The organism is Marinobacter fuscus (assembly GCF_003007675.1).
Classification (GTDB): Bacteria; Pseudomonadota; Gammaproteobacteria; order Pseudomonadales; family Oleiphilaceae; genus Marinobacter; species Marinobacter fuscus.
On the sequence record NZ_PXNP01000085.1, the window covers coordinates 69,211 to 86,611 of the forward strand.

The following is a 17,401-nucleotide window of genomic DNA, read 5'->3' on the forward strand; positions in this document are numbered from 1 at the left end:
CCAAGAGATACACATAAGACCCCAGCCTTACGAACCTCTCCTGCTTCCATTCATTCTTCGAAAACGACTACCTATAAACTCAAGTTCGACAGGCTGCTGAAAAGGCGAACAAAAAATCGAGGTCAGCACCTTCTATAATCCGAGACCTACAACGCTGAAAGTAGAGAGCTTGAAAAGCTCCGGCATCGTCTCCGACGTGTAGAGAGCAAATAGTCCCCAAATACTGATGAGTATGCAGAGGGCTGAGTAGCTATGAGAAATCCGGGCTAACCACCCGACTTTGTGTTACTCGCTCTCGCTGACCGACGTTGCTCATACCAATTCCTTTTAAAAGCACGGATTCCGATTAATTTAGATCGCTCGCTATAATGCACAACTCTATAAAAAAGTATCACAGTTCGGACAAACTACATTTGAGGTTTGTTCGGCCATAGTCCGGTGGTATGTCCACTTAGGTCCATTTTTGAACAGAGATTTCCTGCAGGTTGCACAAACCGTTTTAACAGTAATTAAAGAGCAAACTTTACACGTTATCGCCCATCGTTCGTTTCCACCGGCTGTTGGACTATACTGCATATCAATCGCACTAAAATCACCATTACCACAGGATATGCACGCGCTGTTATGCCATGACAAAATATGCGTGCTTTTGTCATAGAGAATTGCGGTATTATTCTGCAAAAATAGACCAATAAGGCGCTGAAGATTTTCAATCGATTGGCTGTGCGTCAATGAAGGGCTAACAAAAATACTACCTATGTTATGGTTCTTCTCATTACTTTGCCCATAGTCACACTGTGTTCCCCAAATTAATGGAGAAGTTCGATCTTCGATAACATTAGGACTTGGATGAATTACAAAAACTTGATTATTGTTATCTTCACTATAATTCTTATCATAATATAACTCATCAACCAACCGGCTAAGGTGCTGCTCGCTGATATCACCCCGAAACTTTGCGTCAAGCACTATGCGACTCTGATGCTCTCCCTCGAATGACCATTGAGGCTTCTCTTTGGTAGGTTCCACATACCTTTTGGAAATCAGGTCTATAACAAAGTCAGGCCTTTTACCTGACTCCAAAACTTTCTCGTATGTAAGCACTATACTTTGCTGGCGACCGGATGAACTCAATTTAACTTCAACATTATAACTATTTTCTAAAACCGCCTTGACGAGAATCCGCTCCCACCCGTCAGCAATATCAAAGTTGTAGATTTGATGTAACACCTTAATTATCTGAATAAGACACCATTTCTCATAGAGACTTGCAACGTTCACCAACCCGACTTCATCGATCACCATCAATGAATTTAATACAGATTCGTCCAGACCATTGAGTGTTGTAACTCTATTAAATAAAGCCTTTGCAGATGCATATGAAGGGTTTTGGACAAATACCATAGTATTCGGGCAGTCCGATCGGACCTTTACTTTGTGACCCTGAAAAAATGAACAAACTTTCGTCAAACGCTTCTGTATCGTGGGTATCGATGCCAAGAAATCCGACATTTTATTTTGCAGGCTCTCATAAAAAAGAGTCTTTTTAGTCGAGACATCACGTTCTATCCGCCGATCCTTAGCCTCTTCCCATGTTAGGGGGACGATCCAAGCTTGTTTCTCTAGCTCCTCTCTGTGCTCGATTAATTCGGAAAGTTTCGCTAGCAAAGGATGCTTTACTATTGATACGGATTCCACCTCATAGAATGTAAGCTCAAAGTATTCGCTTCCATTACTATTGAAACTTCGGTGTTTCCCATAAATCCCTGTCACCGACAACTCTGCGCCGCCCAGCTTGCTGTTTATTAGCGAGAAATCATCAAAGCAGGGGAAGTTAACTACAAGATATGTACCATAGCGTTCACGAAAATCATCGCCATTTAGTCGATTCGCGAAAAAACTCGTCTTTGAACTCCGGTAAGAAGCCCCAAGTTGAATTGAGTAGGTTCCATGCCTTTCAGCGCGCCTTTCGAAAGGCTTTTGACAGCGTTTAGAAACAGTTTTTGATAAATTTTGATTTAGCTCATCTAAATCTGCTTCGATTTTGGCGATTTCATTATCGTAAACTCGCGAATCGACTTTCTTGGTATCTGTCGCCTGTAACTTATCTCGCCACTCTATCTCTTGCTGAATTCTCTGCGCGTAGGAACGCTCTTGTGCTGCTGCAACCTTTGATAAGCTCCGGATAACGTAGAGTACGCGTTGAATACAATAATGAATGAAGCGGTTTTCAGAGGTATCGTAACTCTCATAGAAAGAGCGACTCGAAAGCAGTTTGGTACTTGGCTGGGTCGCATACTCTCTAAACGTTCGCGGTACGGGCCTGACAGCGCGTAGCGGCAATTTTTGCTGCGTCTCAGACAAAACCATTCCTGGTTTTTTTACGATTTTCTCCACGCTTTCGATAAAACTGTTGAGTAGCCCTAACACCTCGTTATCAAAAACATCAGGGGCTTCTTTGTTGATACCCGCCTTTGCTGGGCTGTTATTATCAAGAATCAACATCCACAAACTATTTTTAAAGTCAGCTAAGTAGTACTCCAGCTCGGCAACCGTAAAATTAAAAGTATTATTTTCTAGAATTAACGGTTGCCCTTGCACGATTAACTCCACTCTACCGGCAGTTCGATAGAGCTCACTCAGCCAACGTTTATTTTCTTGATCCCAGACATCGCTTTGTATCCACCATACTTCATCGCCGCCTGGCTGTTTAACCGCCCTCAACTCTTGACGGTTTCCATTTGGAGCCAGAATGTAAGGGGTATGCTCGACCTTTGCATCCGTGACCCGCACCCCGATGAAATGATGAGTGCTAGGAAAGGTGGTTGTTTCTCCTTTCCAACCAGACGGTGTTTGTTCGAACTCGATGGCATCCCGACTCGACACTAACTTTATGACGGTCTCGGGATCGCTCCAAAAAACATCAAGGTATCTGACTTCTGCAGGTAGCATCAGCGCGACCAGTAATTCACTACCCAGTCGTTCGCTTTCGCATTGCGAATTACCCGGTCAAATTCTTCGATGCAAGAATCGGTGCCATCTTTGTCCAATGCCGTTAACTGTTGGTCGAGGTAATCTCTCATTGCCACCAGAATGTCCTTTCTAGCAAGATCCCCATCCACCTGTTTTTCACCATCAAACATCAATTTGGGCAAAATTTTGTGCAGTACAATGTTGTTCAGAATGAGATCATCATCAGCATCGAAGGGTTGTAACGCAGCACTGTATTGACGCGCCTGCCTAACCGTCCGCAAGCCAAACTCTATCCCCAACGGCTCAAGGAACTCTCGAACCACGTAAATCAGGGTCTGTACTAAAGGATCATTACGATCAAACTCAGGGTAGTGTTCTCTCGCTCCCAGTACCTCCGCATCAAAAAGCACGGGCAAATTCATATCTAGGTCGAACTCCTCCACCTCATCTTCTGCCACTGACCAGTCGGTCAGCAGAGGGCTCGTGAATCGCAGGATATGTGCTCGGTCGAGAATCTTGGGAGAAAGGTAGTGCGTGGTTTCGTCTACATTGATAGCGCCAATAATTCTGACATTCGGTGGCAACTTAATAGACGAAGGGGTATTCAAATAACTGCTCATTAGCTTGCGTAACTGAGCATGGTACTTAAGCAGAGAATCCCCTTCTCGAAAGCCGCATAGCTCATGCAACTTCATATTCAAGCTTTCGTCACGAAGAAGGTCTAAAAAGCTCACCAAATTTGGTTTATCCACCTTAATCTTCGCTTCATCAATTAGCGCTATAAAGTTCCGAGTTTCGCTAAGTAAGTGTTCAGCTTCAGAATCGGAATACAGATAAATTTCCGGTACCTGTCCCCGCTCTTCCAGGAGACTGAGGAAATCCGCAAAGTAATACTCGACCCGCGCCAGATTCATCTCATCCAGACAAATTAAATATGGTACGTCTGGGTTGCGTGCGGCCTCGAACAGCGCATCCAAAAACGGCGTTGACAGGTATTTCTGTTCCAGCGGGTTGTAGTAGCCCAACAAGTCCTCAGCACTGGTCCAGTTAGGTTTGACTGGCACGATAATGGACTTTCCACCGATTGCTTCGGCAAACGACTTAACCAAGTTCGTCTTACCCGCCCCAGAGTCTCCAGCCAAAATAATCAAATCATTAGTGGTCAGCAGAGCAAAAAAGTCTTCCAGTACTTTGCGGCGGTATATAATTCCTCTATGCTGCATAAAGGCCTGCACATAGCTAATTGCCTGCCCTAAGTCTGATGCAAACACACCCGAAAAATCGTGCCCTTTCCGCTTTGACTCAGTACCGGGCTGTCCAAGCAAGTTGTCAGCGTCATCCTCACTGATTAAGTCCAGCTCCAACAGCATCTTCGCTTTTTGCTCAATAAAACTATTTAATCTACTCAATTGATACTCCATGTTTTTCTTGCGCTGACCAAGTTCGATCTCAGTTTTGTCTCGCAGATCGCGGGTGGTAGCAAGCTCTTCTGCAGTCTTGTGCAGAGCATCGGTTTGACTCTTTACCTGGTTGTCCAGTTTTTCCACTGCACTCTGTAACGCCTCAACACGCTGCTCTTCATTGGCGCGCTGTTGCTGCAGCTCTACCCGTAGCTGTTCACCTTCTTTGTTTATTTGCTCTTGGTGCTTTTGCCGGTAAAACTCAAGCACCCAACTTTCAATGTAACTCTCGCCATCGATAACAATGTCAGTATTGGCTGCTTCTTCGGGAATTGCTTCGAGCCGCTCCAAACCGCCATTAACCACTTTTAGCGCAAACGGATTCTTATGCTTCGTCCGTTCCTGTTTGGGCGAAAGCTCCATTCTGGCTTTTACCCAAAGCCCGTCGGTCGGTTCCACACTCAACTGGGTTTTGTTAATCGCGCCAACAAACACCGTGTGGCGAACGTCCGGTTCGTTTAAAGGGTAAAGTAAAGCGGCGCCATCATGGATGCTGTGTAGCTCTTCCAGAATAAAAAAAGTGGCACCGCTATTGGTAGTAATTCCTTTTAGGCGACCAATCGCATCAAAAGGCTGTTCTTTGGCATAGCCCCACTGACTTTTTAGTAAGCTAACAAGCTCCGCCTCGGTTAAGCCCTCTAAATCAGAGGCGAAAAACCCTTCCGCGCCAGTTCCCTGCATTACATCAGTCCCATTGTTTCTGTGTGGAGTTCATACGTCTGCGTTATTAATGCTTATCCTACACATCCTGAGCGAGCCATATTGGTTATTAAGGCCGCGCTTTCCTCTGGTGCAGACATCAATGGGTTCTCATTAATCACCGGATATACCGCATTACACGAAGCAGTCCTTATCAACGAGCCTGAACTTGTTGAAATCCTGATATCCTTGGGTGCCAATCCCGGTATAAAAGATAGAAACCAAGGCCGGACAGCCGCCGACCTGCTCTCAGCCATAATCGAGCAAAACCCGCACCTCAATATGAAGGCGATTGAATTACAAATAAAAAATTAAAAATCTGCATACATCTACGGAGGCACCTGCCCCAAAAAGCTGATCCGGGCTAGCCCTCTACTACATTCTCCGGCTGCTCGTCCCATCGCGGACGATCAGCCCGCAGCTTGCGCACCTCTTGCATCCAGCCCACACCATCCAGCAGATCCCCGGTTTCCGGATCCAGCGGCGGATACGGCAGATTCCGGTCATCGCAGTAGCGCTTCACCGTGGGCTGACACCAGCAGAATAACAACCGCTCGTACTCCTCATCCGGCATCCGGCGCTGATCAAACATCCCCGCCAACTGACGCTGCCGCTGCGCCTCGGACAAAATAATGGAACAGGCCGCCGACACATTCAGCGACTCCACCATCCCCATCATCGGCACCACAATGTGCTCATCCGCCTGCTCGGCAGTGACCGGATTCACCCCATCCACCTCATTACCCATGATGATGGTACAGGGCACGGTGTAATCCACCTCGCGGAAATCCACCGCCCGGTTCGACAACTGCGCCGCATAGAGTTTATGCCCCTGGGCCTTCAACTCAGCCACCGCTGCGTCCATGGTGGGATGAGTGTGGGTCGTCACCCAGTGAAAACTGCCCCCGGCGGTCTTACGAAACGCCCGAAAGCCCTCTTTGGGCCAGACCACGTGCATATTGGCCAGCCCAAAGGCATCGCAGGAGCGGATGATTGCCGAAAGATTTCGGGGCTTATGCACCTGATCGGTAAGCACCCGCAGGTCGGGTTGGCGGGTGTTCAGGATCTGCTTGATTCGGGCGAGGCGTTCTGGAGTCATGTTTGCGAGTCATTCAAGTTACGGTGAAATTTCTGCCAACCTCAAGGCTTGTGAGAAATCCCACGCCAACACACAGGAAGGGTTTCGGGGTTGGCTTTCCAAAAATTTCGAAGGCCAAGGATGGCCTGAGAGAAGCGCACATGGATGTGCTCGTAGCGGTTTTTGGAAAGCCAACCCCGAAAGCCTTCGAGCACCAAGGCCAGGATGATAGCACACAGCAAAATGAGGAATACCGAGACAACGGTGGTTGAAGATTAAGCACCCCGTTATAATACGCAGTCCATTTTTGCCAGCGCCCCACTCCACCCCGGCGCCCATACACCAGAAAACGTGAGACCCATGGCCAAAAAGCTGTACATCAAAACCCACGGCTGCCAGATGAACGAGTACGACTCTGCCCGCATGGCAGACCTGCTCAAAACCGGCGAAGCGGTCGAAATGACCGACAGCCCGGACGACGCCGACATCCTGCTACTGAACACCTGCTCCATCCGCGAAAAAGCCCAGGAAAAAGTGTTCCACCAGCTCGGCCGCTGGAAACGTCTCAAAACCAAAAAGCCCGACCTCATCATCGGCGTGGGCGGCTGCGTCGCCAGCCAGGAAGGCCAGGCCATCATAAACCGGGCGCCCTACGTAGACATGGTGTTCGGCCCGCAAACCCTGCACCGACTGCCCGACATGATCACCGAAATCCGCACCAAAGGTGACGGAGTCGGCGTCGTCGACGTCAGTTTTCCGGAAATCGAAAAATTCGACAACCTGCCCGAGCCCGGCGCCGACGGCCCCTCTGCCTTCGTCTCCATCATGGAAGGCTGCAGCAAATACTGCACCTTCTGCGTAGTGCCCTACACCCGTGGTGAAGAAGTCAGCCGCCCGGCGGATGATGTGATCGCCGAAGTCGCCCACCTGGCCACCCTCGGTGTGCGCGAAGTCAACCTGCTGGGCCAGAACGTCAACGCCTACCGGGGCGAGACCCACGACGGCGACATGATGGACCTGGCAGAACTGATCGAACTGATCGCCACCATTGATGGGATCGACCGCATCCGCTACACCACCTCCCATCCGGTGGAATTCAGCGATGCGCTGATCGATGTCTACGAGCGTGTGCCCGAACTGGTCAGCCATCTGCATCTGCCGGTACAGAGCGGTTCCGATCGCATTCTCGCGGCCATGAAGCGGGGCCACACCGCCCTGGAGTACAAATCCAAACTGCGCCGGCTGCGGAAAATCCGCCCGGACATCAGTTTTTCCTCCGATTTCATCATCGGCTTCCCCGGCGAAACCGACAAAGACTTCGAGGACACCATGAAACTGATCAACGACATCGGTTTTGACATGTCATTCAGCTTCATTTACAGCGCCCGACCGGGCACACCGGCTTCGGACCTGCCGGATGACACGCCCATGGACGTGAAAAAGCAGCGACTGAACATTCTGCAAGACCGACTGAACCAGAATGTCATGGACATCAGCCGCAAGATGGTAGGCAGCACCCAGCGCATCCTCGTAACCGGCCTGTCAAAAAAGGATCCGGGCGAATACGCCGGGCGTACCGAGAACAATCGCATCGTTAACTTCCGCCACGACAACCCCGAGGTTGTCGGGCACTTTATCGATGTCGAGATTGTTGAAGCCTACCCGAATTCCCTGAGAGGCGTTCCTGCGGGAAGCCAACTCTACTGAGCCGAAACCCGGCGGAGCAAGATTGACTAATCAAGATTCCAGACAGTTTGATCTGCACCCTGTAGATCAGCGCCGACTGGCCACACTCTGTGGCCAGTTTGACGAACACCTGAAGATGATTGAACAGCGCCTACAGGTAAAAGTAGGCCGCCGTGGCCACCATTTTCGGGTGGAGGGCGCCACCGAAAATGTAGCGGCCGCGGTGGAAGTCATTCGCCACATGTACCGGGAAACCGAAGCCACCAGCGATATCGCACCAGGCACCGTGCACCTGTACATCCGCGAGACCGGGCTCGAGCGCCTGCCGGACGACGTGCCCTATGATGAAGGTCAGGTTACCGTCATCAAGACGCCAAAACTGACCGCCAAGCCCCGGGGCCGCAACCAGCAGAAATACGTGCAGAGCATCCGCACCCACGACATTAACTTTGGCATTGGCCCGGCCGGTACCGGCAAAACCTGGCTGGCGGTTGCCTGTGCGGTGGAAGCCCTGAAAGACGAGCAGGTCAAGCGCATCCTGCTGGTGCGCCCGGCAGTGGAAGCAGGCGAAAAGCTCGGCTTTCTGCCAGGCGACCTGGCCCAGAAAGTCGACCCGTACCTGCGGCCCCTGTACGATGCCCTTTACGAAATGCTGGGCTTTGATCAGGTTACCCGACTGATCGAAAAAAGCGTGATTGAAATCGCACCTCTGGCCTTCATGCGTGGCCGAACGCTGAACAACTCGTTCATCATTCTCGACGAAAGCCAGAACACCACCCGGGAGCAGATGAAAATGTTCCTGACCCGGATCGGCTTTGGCTCAACCGCCGTGATTACCGGGGATACCACCCAGGTGGACCTGCCCCGGGGGCAGAACTCCGGGCTGATTCATGCCGCCGGTGTGCTCAGCAAGGTGCCGGGCATCGGGTTCACCCGCTTCGAAGCCAAAGACGTGGTGCGCCACCCGCTGGTACAGCGCATTGTCGAAGCCTACGATGCCTTTGACGATGGCAGCGGCCAATGAACTTGCTGACCGTTGACCTGCAGCTGGCTTGCGGGCACCAGCCGCTCCCGGCGCTCGAACAATTCGAGCAATGGGCGCAGCTGGCCTGGCTTGAGGATGTGGAGTCCGAAGTTACTGTTCGTGTTGTTGATGAAGACGAAAGCCGCGCACTGAACCATCAGTATCGTGGCAAGGACAAACCGACCAATGTGTTGTCCTTTCCATTTGAAGCACCAGAAGGTATAACGGTTCCACTGGCCGGGGATCTTGTGATCTGCGCGCCAGTGGTTGAACAAGAAGCCCGCGAGCAAGGCAAAAGTGCCCCTGCCCACTGGGCTCATATGGTTATTCACGGTATGTTGCATCTCCAGGGTCACGACCACATTAACGACGATGAGGCCGGGATAATGGAAGCGATTGAAATCCGGTTGCTGTCGCAACTGGGCTTCGCCAATCCCTACGTAGCAGAGGAAACGGAACCAGACTCATGAGCGACGACCCGTCGAGTCGCAGCCAGGGCAACAAGTCCTGGCTGGAACGTATATCACAGGCCTTCTCCAGCGGGCCTGAGTCCGTTGAGGACGTGCTGGAGATCCTTCGGGATGCAGAATCCCAGGACATCATTGATGTCGACGCCATGAGCATCATCGAAGGTGCCATGCAGGTGATCGATATGCGGGTGGATGAAATCATGATCCCGCGCTCCCAGATGATCACCGTCAAGGCCTCCCAGGATCCGAAAGAATTCCTGCCTGAAATCATCGCCTCCGCCCACAGCCGCTTCCCGGTCATCGGTGAGAGCCAGGACGACGTGATTGGCGTATTGCTGGCCAAAGACCTGCTGCCACTGGCCCTGAACAACGACCTGAACTGGACACGCATCCGCGAAATCCTGCGGCCGCCGACGTTTGTGCCCGAGAGCAAGCGCTTGAACCAGCTGCTCAAGGAGTTCAAGGAAAACCGCAATCACATGGCCATGGTGGTGGACGAGTACGGCGGCACCGCTGGCCTGATCACCATTGAGGATGTGCTGGAGCAGATTGTCGGCGAAATCGAAGACGAGCACGATTTCGACGAAGAAACCCACATCAAGGCCCGCGGTGATGGCACCTTTGCGGTCAAAGCGGTAACACCGGTTGATGATTTCAACGAGTTCTTCGATACCCGCATGGACGAGGAAGAATTCGACACCATCGGCGGCCTGGTGTTGAAAGAGTTCGGTCACCTGCCCAGACGGGGCGAAACGGTTGAATTTGGCGGCTTGCAGTTTACTATTGCGAACGCTGATAACCGAGTCATCCGTCTGCTGCAGGTAACCCGTAGTGAGCCATGAAGCCAACGTACACCCGCTGACCCCGAAGCTTCCCACCAGAAACTGGCTGAGCGCGGCAATCCTTGTGATTGCCGGCGCTCTGCAAACGCTGACCTTTTCTCCCTTCCACCTCTGGTTTCTGGGCCCGGTCTCTGTTTTTCTTGTGCTCTGGGCCACGGTGCATCTGCCGTCAACACAGCTGTTCCGCAGTGGCTGGCTGGTGGGGCTCGGCTTGTTCGGCTCCGGCGCCAGCTGGGTGTATATCAGCATCAGCGAGCACGGCAATACGCCGATTCCCATTGCCATTATTCTCATGGTGCTGTTTATTGCCGGTCTGGCACTGTTTCCCGCCCTGGCGTTCTGGTTCTGGGGCAAACTGGCCAGAAACAGCGCCATCCGCCGATTGCTGCTATTCCCCGCCGTCTGGGTGCTGGGCGACTGGCTAAGAGGCTGGCTGTTAACCGGCTTCCCCTGGCTCTACCTGGGTACCGCCCACACCGACGGCCCGCTGGCAGGCCTGGCGCCGCTAACCGGCGTGCACGGCCTCACGCTCTGGATTACCGTCACCGCCGTGGCCGCCTATGGCGCCTGGTGGCTGCTGCTGACAGCCCGAAGAACAGCCGCTGCGGCTACGCTGGTTATCGCACTGATCCCCTGGCTCACCGCGCCCCTGCTGAACCGGCTGGAATGGACACAGCTGAGTGAGGAGCCCATCAGCTTTGCCGCCATGCAGGGCAACATCCCTCAGCAGATCAAATGGGATCCGGACTTCCTGCGGGATCAGATCGTGACCTATCTGGGCATGACGGAAGAGCACTGGGACAAAGACCTGATTCTCTGGCCGGAAACGGCCATCCCCCTGCCCCAGAACCAGGCCGGTAAAATCATCGAGCATATCCGGGAAGAGCTGGGCGAAAACAGCACACTGATCTCCGGCATTCCCTGGTACGGCTACAGCGACAAGCTGGAAGACTACACTTTCCACAACAGCATCACGGTAATTGGTAATGGCGAGGGCACCTACCACAAGCAAAAGCTGGTGCCTTTTGGTGAGTATGTGCCACTGCAAGGTTTGTTGCGGGGTCTGATCGGCTTTTTTGACCTGCCCATGAGCAGCTTTTCACCCGGGCCCAAATACCAGTCACCGCTGACCGCCAACGACACCCGGGTAATGCCCTATGTCTGCTACGAAGTGGCCTACCCGGACTTCGTGGCAGTGAATGCCCGCAACACTGGCCTGCTACTGACCATCAGCAACGACGGCTGGTTCGGCGATTCAATCGGCCCGCTTCAGCATTTGCAGATCGCCCGCATGCGCGCCCTGGAAACCAGCCGCTATATGCTGCGTGGCACCAACAACGGCGTTACCGCGATCATCGACCACAAGGGCCGGATTACCGAACGCATCCCGCAGTTCGAACGTGCGGTGCTTACGGGCGAAGCCCGCACAGCCGAAGGCAGCACGCCTTATATGCAGACCGGCTCCTGGCCGGTGCTGACCCTCGCGGCTATTCTTATTGTGTTTGTGCGCGAGCGGGAGATTCCGAAAAACTAACAATCCCTACCAAGTCACTCGTCTTTCAAAGGCCAGCGGCTGGTCACTCGCTCGAAGTAGTGGGAGCCGCAGGCTTCACAGGGGTGCAGATGGCTGGTCTTGGTCAGGCACAGCATATGGCTGCAGTTCAGGCAACGGAACATGCCTGCCGTCGCCACTTCGCCGGAGATGTAGTGGCTGACATTCTGGTTTTCGAGCTTCTGGTTCAACTCCAGAGTGCCGACCAGAGTCTGGTCTGCCACCGACAGCAGCCGATCGGCAAGGGTCTGTTCCAGCAACGACAAATCCAGCTGCAACCACTCTTTCAGGCCTTCACCGGTTTCTTCCACAAAGTGCAGCAGGTGTTGAAGGTCTCTCTGCAGGTAGGCGCCCAGAAGATCGGCCTCTTCCCGGGTCATTTCCTCAAGCTCGTATTCCACTTCAACGGCTTTCTGTACCTCTTCCTCCAGGGTTTGCAATGAGGTTTCCTGAAGATCCCGCAGGCGCGCTTGCACCCGCTCCAACATCCGGTCGTACACCTCAAGGGCTTTGCCGGACAGGTGACTGCGTTCTGGCTCTGTCATAGTTTGCCTCTACTCATGCCTCGGTTATGCAAGCCCGTGTGCCGTGGTAAACCCCTGAACACGCTGCCTGCTTATTTATTGCCAACCCTCTTCGTCATGCCTTGATGCAAGTACCGGGGTAGCTATGGTGCAAGTGCCAGGGTCTGACAGGGTTTGGTGAGACACGCTGTGAACCCATCCCTGTACGCTTGAGCGCAGCAGGGAAGCTGCGCTCAAGCCCCCACGGATGGGTTCACGGCGTGTCCCGGAAAACGATCCCGCACCAGCAACCGGCACCACCCCATTCCGGCAAGATCCACACACCTTCAAGTCTGGCACAACTCCAGCATTTTGGCAGACTACCTGTATAGCCCCGTGTGCGTTAGAATATCTGCCCTTTTTGAACACCAGTCTGACACAGGGTAATTTTGGCAATGGCAGGAATGGACGAACAATACAATCCGCGTGATGTAGAACAAACCGCCCGCGATTTCTGGGAAACCAACGAAACCTTCAAGGTGACGGAAGAGCCGGGCAAGCCCAAGTACTACTGCCTGTCCATGTTCCCCTACCCCAGCGGCAAGCTACACATGGGGCACGTCCGCAACTACACCATTGGCGACGTTATCTCCCGTTATCAGCGGATGCAGGGTAAAAACGTGATGCAGCCCATGGGCTGGGACGCCTTCGGCCTGCCCGCGGAAAACGCCGCCATTGCCAACAAGTCGGCACCGGCTACCTGGACCCGCTCCAACATCGACTACATGAAAAAACAGCTCAAGCAACTGGGCTTCGGTTACGACTGGAGCCGCGAGCTGGCCACCTGCGACCCGGATTACTATCGCTGGGAGCAGTGGTTCTTTGCCCGCCTGTACGAAAAGGGTCTGGTGTATAAAAAGATGTCCACCGTTAACTGGGACCCGGTCGATCAGACCGTACTGGCCAACGAGCAGGTGGTCGACGGCCGCGGCTGGCGTTCCGGTGCCCTGGTAGAACAGAAAAAAATTCCCCAGTGGTTTATTCGCATTACCGACTATGCGGAAGAACTGCTGAGCGATCTTGAAGACATGGAAGGCTGGCCGGAACAGGTCAAGACCATGCAGCGCAACTGGATCGGCAAATCGGTGGGTACGGAGCTCACCTTCCCGCTGAAAGACCATGACGGCGGCTTGACGGTATACACCACCCGCCCCGACACCCTGATGGGCGTGAGCTACATGGCCGTTGCCGCGGAACACCCGCTGGCGAAGGCGGCCGCTGAGCGCCATCGTGACGTTGCTGAATTTGTGGAAGACTGCCGCAACAGCAAAGTGGCCGAAGCCGAAATGGCCACCATGGAAAAGAAAGGCATCGACACCGGCTTCAAAGCCATTCATCCGCTGACTCAGGAAGAAATTCCGGTATGGGTCGCCAATTTCGTGTTGATGGATTACGGCACCGGCGCCCTGATGGCGGTGCCCGGCCACGATGAGCGAGACCACGAGTTTGCCGTCAAGTATCGCTTGCCGATCAAACAGGTTATTGCGCCTAACGACAGTCGCGACGACATCGACATTCAGGAACAGGCGTTCACTGAGAAAGGCGTTCTGGTGTCCTCCGGCAAATACAGCGGGCTGACTAGTGATGAGGCCTTTGAAGAAATTGCCAATCATCTGGAAGCCGAGAACATCGGCAAGCGCACGGTCAATTACCGCCTGCGCGACTGGGGCGTCTCCCGCCAGCGTTACTGGGGCGCTCCCATTCCCATGATGACTCTGGAAGACGGCACAGAAATGCCGGTACCGGATGACCAACTGCCGGTTCGCCTGCCGGAGGACGTTGAGATGGATGGCGTTCAGTCGCCCATCAAGGCCGATCCGGAGTGGTGCAAGACCCAGTACAACGGCCAGGCCGCGACTCTGGAAACCGACACCTTTGACACCTTTATGGAGTCGTCCTGGTATTACGCCCGTTTCTGCAGCCCGAATTATGACAAGGGCATGCTGGACCCGGCTGCCGCCAACTACTGGCTGCCGGTCGATCAGTATATCGGCGGTATCGAGCACGCGATTCTGCATCTGCTGTACGCCCGCTTCTTCCACAAGCTGCTGCGCGACGTGGGCCTGGTGACCAGCTCCGAGCCGTTCAAGCGCCTGCTCACCCAGGGCATGGTTCTGGCAGAGACCTACTACCGGAACGAAGATAACGGCGCCAAGACCTGGTACAACCCGGCTGAGGTGACCGTAGAGCGGGACGGTAAAGGCCAGGTGGTGCGCGCGGTTCTGGCATCCGATGGTCAACCGGTGGAAATCGGCGGTGTCACCAAGATGTCGAAGTCCAAGAACAATGGCATCGACCCCCAGGCCATCATTGACCAGCACGGCGCCGATACAGTGCGTTTGTTCATGATGTTTGCCGCGCCGCCAGAGCAGTCCCTGGAATGGTCGGACAGCGGCGTGGAAGGGGCGCATCGTTTCCTCAAGCGGCTGTGGCGTATGGTGAACGAGCACATTGCTGCCGGTGCCGCCCCGGCACTGGACATCGACAGCCTGAATCAGGCCCAGAAAGATGTGCGCCGTAAAACCCATGAAACCATTGCCAAGGTCAGCGATGACATCAGCCGTCGTCTGACGTTCAATACTGCCATCGCCGCGGTGATGGAACTGTTAAACGAAGTCGGCCGCCTGAACGATGACGAAGCACAAACCCGCGCGGTTCGCCAGGAAGCCCTGAACACGGCGGTGCTGGTTCTGTCTCCCATTGCCCCGCACATCTGTCACCAGTTGTGGTACGGGCTCGGTCACGGTGAACCTGTGGTGGATGCCTCCTGGCCGGTGGCCGATGAAAGTGCCATGGTGCGCAGTGAAATAGAGGTGGTGCTTCAGGTGAACGGCAAAGTCCGGGGCAAGGAAAACGTGCCCGCCGATATTGGCAAGGCCGATCTCGAAAAGCTGGCCCTGGAAAACGAAAACGTAATGCGCTTTACCGATGGCAAAACCGTTCGCAAGGTGATCGTGGTGCCCGGAAAGCTGGTTAACGTGGTCGCCAACTGATTATGCCATTTGCTGCCTTGCTGCCGCGCAGTTCCCGCCTGCTCCTTCTGCTCGGCGTTCTGAGCGGTGCACTAGCGGGCTGTGGCTTTCAGTTGCGGGGCACCTCGCCGGTGCCTGCCGCTGTGCAGCCTCTGGCAGTAGAGTGCCGTGGCTCAATGCCCCGGGACTTCTGCCAGTCGCTGAGGGAGCAGCTTCGGCTTGGCGGCGTCGCACTGGCCAGCGCAGAGCAGGCAGACTACCTGCTTGCCTTGTCAGACTACCGTCAGGATCGGCGGGCATCTGCCATCACACCTCGGGCGTCTGCTGCCGAATACATTCTGCGCCACACCGTGGCTCTGGAGCTGAGCACCCGCGACCGGATTCCCCTGATAGCACGCACCGACATCCATACCAGCGAGAGCTACAGGTACGATGAGGACAACGTGCTCGCCAAGCAGCGTGAAGAAGATGAACTGCAGCAGCAGCTCAGCAAGGATCTCGCCAGGCAGGTTATCTTCCGCCTGGCGCCCATGTCCGGAGAGCGCATCAACGCTCTTGTGAAGGACTACCGCTCAAACCAGCCGGGCACAGAGCTGCCATGAAGACCCAGCCCGGCCAACTCCCGCAACTGCTGAAGAAAGGCCTGGCCCCGGTGTATCTGATTTCCGGCGACGAGCCGTTGCTGGTTCAGGAATGCTGTGATCAGGTGCGGGCTGCTGCCCGAGAGGCCGGGTACCTGGATCGGCTGACCTTCCATGCCGACAACCAGCTTGACTGGAATACCGTGGCAGATGAATGCAACGCACTGTCCCTGTTTGCAGAAAAACGCCGGATCGAGATTCACCTGCCCACGGGAAAGCTGGGGGATGGCCGGCGTGTGCTGGAACAGATTCTGCCGTCGCCACCGGAAGACGTCATTCTTTTACTGATCAGCGCAAAGCTGGATGCCGCGGAGACCAAACGCAAGTGGTACAAGGAGTTGCAGAGCCACGGCGTGCATGTACCGGTATGGCCGGTAGAGGCAGACAAATTCCCGGGGTGGCTGCAACAGCGGGCGAACGCCAAAGGCCTGGAGCTGACACGCGGCGCGCTGGACATTCTGGCCGAGCGCCTTGAGGGCAATCTGTTGGCGGCCAGTCAGGAGCTGGATCGGCTATCGCTGCTGACCAATGGCAAGACCATTGATGAAGACACGGTGGAACAGGCTGTCCAGGACAGCGCCCGCTTCAATGGCTTTGAACTGGTTACAGAACTCCTTTCAGGCAAGGCGGCCCATGCCTGCCGGATCATCGGCGTACTGGAACAGGAAGGCGAGAACCCGCTGGGCCTGCTGACGGTTCTGGCTCGGGATCTGAACCTGATTATTGAGCTCAAAACGTCCCTACCCCGCGGTGACAATCCGGCGGCATTCCTGAAAAAGCGGGGCGTTTTTCAGCCCAAGCGTGCGGCCGCCGTGCAGCAGGCTGCACGCCGGCTGTCCGTCGCCAGCCTTCTCGAGGCCATCGATATCTGCAGCCTGACCGATCGCGCCGCCAAAGGCTACGACGCCTTTACGCCCTGGCACCATCTGCGGGATTTATCGGTGCTGCTCGCCACCCGTTAAGACTCCGCCCAACTCACTCTCCGTTAAGAATGCGCGCTCCCAAGCCGGGGAACCCGGGTTACCGAAGAGTGTATTATCAGACACTTGACAGGTTTTCACCTTTAGGCGCATTGTAAAGTCTCAAATATTTCCAGGAAGGAGAATGACATGAGCTTTCAAGACGACTTCAACAAACTTTCAGACAAGATCCGGCAGTATCGGGATGAAGCCAAGCTTCAGCTGCATCTGGCCCGGGAAGACGTGAAAGATGAATGGGACGACCTGGAGCAGAACTGGGATAAGTTCCGGGCCAGACTTGACCGGATTCTGCACGATGCCGAAGGCGCAGGCCAGGAAGCGCGGGATACCGCCAAAAAACTTGGTGAAGACCTGAAAACCGGTTACCAGAACATTCGTGACAAGCTGAAATAAACGGTCAACAAGTTTCAGTCAGACAGACACAAAAAAGCAGGCCTCCGGGCCTGCTTTTTTGTTGGCTT

At 54.2% G+C, this 17,401-nt stretch carries 14 protein-coding genes; 10 read left to right on the plus strand and 4 right to left on the minus strand.

The window, feature by feature from the left end:
- Window positions 1-378: 378 nt before the first annotated feature.
- Together C7H09_RS11655 and C7H09_RS11660 are read right to left on the minus strand one after the other, a co-directional pair.
- Window positions 379-2,952, minus strand: coding sequence for a DUF2357 domain-containing protein (locus tag C7H09_RS11655; protein ID WP_106762801.1), 2,574 nt, complete (start codon window positions 2,950-2,952; stop codon window positions 379-381).
- Window positions 2,952-5,114: an McrB family protein gene (locus C7H09_RS11660; RefSeq protein ID WP_106762804.1), complete on the minus strand. Its 2,163-nt coding sequence runs from the start codon at window positions 5,112-5,114 to the stop codon at window positions 2,952-2,954. The genes C7H09_RS11655 and C7H09_RS11660 overlap by 1 nt, the downstream gene beginning before the upstream one ends.
- Before the next feature lie 81 nt (window positions 5,115-5,195).
- Here C7H09_RS11660 and C7H09_RS11665 point away from each other — a divergent pair, with 81 nt between their 5' ends.
- Window positions 5,196-5,447 (plus strand): ankyrin repeat domain-containing protein, encoded by a 252-nt coding sequence (locus tag C7H09_RS11665; RefSeq protein WP_165794821.1) that lies wholly within the window; start codon window positions 5,196-5,198, stop codon window positions 5,445-5,447.
- Between the two features lie 49 nt (window positions 5,448-5,496).
- Here C7H09_RS11665 and trmH read toward each other — a convergent pair whose 3' ends face one another.
- Window positions 5,497-6,231, minus strand: coding sequence for a tRNA (guanosine(18)-2'-O)-methyltransferase TrmH (gene trmH, locus C7H09_RS11670; RefSeq protein ID WP_106762809.1), 735 nt, complete (start codon window positions 6,229-6,231; stop codon window positions 5,497-5,499).
- A 339-nt stretch (window positions 6,232-6,570) separates the two neighbouring features.
- On the opposite strand from trmH, the gene miaB reads away from it, so the two are divergent.
- From miaB to lnt, 5 genes are read left to right on the plus strand one after another with little or no spacing between them, the layout of a single operon-like run.
- Window positions 6,571-7,917, plus strand: a complete 1,347-nt coding sequence (miaB, locus tag C7H09_RS11680; protein WP_106762814.1) for a tRNA (N6-isopentenyl adenosine(37)-C2)-methylthiotransferase MiaB — start codon at window positions 6,571-6,573, stop codon at window positions 7,915-7,917.
- A gap of 22 nt (window positions 7,918-7,939) precedes the next feature.
- Complete coding sequence (locus tag C7H09_RS11685; protein ID WP_106762817.1) at window positions 7,940-8,920, plus strand: PhoH family protein; 981 nt, start codon at window positions 7,940-7,942, stop codon at window positions 8,918-8,920.
- Window positions 8,917-9,390 carry an rRNA maturation RNase YbeY gene (ybeY, locus tag C7H09_RS11690; protein ID WP_106762819.1) on the plus strand — a complete coding sequence of 158 codons (474 nt, stop codon included), beginning with the start codon at window positions 8,917-8,919 and terminating at the stop codon, window positions 9,388-9,390. The genes C7H09_RS11685 and ybeY overlap by 4 nt, the downstream gene beginning before the upstream one ends.
- Window positions 9,387-10,232, plus strand: coding sequence for an HlyC/CorC family transporter (locus C7H09_RS11695; RefSeq protein ID WP_106762822.1), 846 nt, complete (start codon window positions 9,387-9,389; stop codon window positions 10,230-10,232). The genes ybeY and C7H09_RS11695 overlap by 4 nt, the downstream gene beginning before the upstream one ends.
- Window positions 10,222-11,766: an apolipoprotein N-acyltransferase gene (gene lnt, locus C7H09_RS11700; protein ID WP_106762824.1), complete on the plus strand. Its 1,545-nt coding sequence runs from the start codon at window positions 10,222-10,224 to the stop codon at window positions 11,764-11,766. The genes C7H09_RS11695 and lnt overlap by 11 nt, the downstream gene beginning before the upstream one ends.
- A gap of 14 nt (window positions 11,767-11,780) precedes the next feature.
- Here the strand turns inward: lnt and C7H09_RS11705 are convergent, their stop codons facing one another.
- Window positions 11,781-12,329, minus strand: coding sequence for a zinc ribbon-containing protein (locus C7H09_RS11705; RefSeq protein WP_106762826.1), 549 nt, complete (start codon window positions 12,327-12,329; stop codon window positions 11,781-11,783).
- 422 nt (window positions 12,330-12,751) lie between these two features.
- On the opposite strand from C7H09_RS11705, the gene leuS reads away from it, so the two are divergent.
- The 4 genes from leuS to C7H09_RS11725 all read left to right on the plus strand — a co-directional run bounded on the left by leuS (window position 12,752) and on the right by C7H09_RS11725 (window position 17,333).
- Window positions 12,752-15,340 (plus strand): leucine--tRNA ligase, encoded by a 2,589-nt coding sequence (gene leuS / locus C7H09_RS11710; RefSeq protein WP_106763097.1) that lies wholly within the window; start codon window positions 12,752-12,754, stop codon window positions 15,338-15,340.
- 2 nt (window positions 15,341-15,342) lie between these two features.
- Complete coding sequence (locus C7H09_RS11715; protein WP_106762828.1) at window positions 15,343-15,921, plus strand: LPS-assembly lipoprotein LptE; 579 nt, start codon at window positions 15,343-15,345, stop codon at window positions 15,919-15,921.
- Window positions 15,918-16,922 carry a DNA polymerase III subunit delta gene (gene holA, locus C7H09_RS11720; RefSeq protein ID WP_106762830.1) on the plus strand — a complete coding sequence of 335 codons (1,005 nt, stop codon included), beginning with the start codon at window positions 15,918-15,920 and terminating at the stop codon, window positions 16,920-16,922. Before C7H09_RS11715 ends, holA begins: the two co-directional genes overlap by 4 nt.
- A 147-nt stretch (window positions 16,923-17,069) precedes the next feature.
- Entirely contained in the window at window positions 17,070-17,333 is a 264-nt protein-coding gene (locus C7H09_RS11725; RefSeq protein ID WP_106762832.1) for a hypothetical protein, read from the plus strand.
- Window positions 17,334-17,401 lie beyond the last annotated feature (68 nt).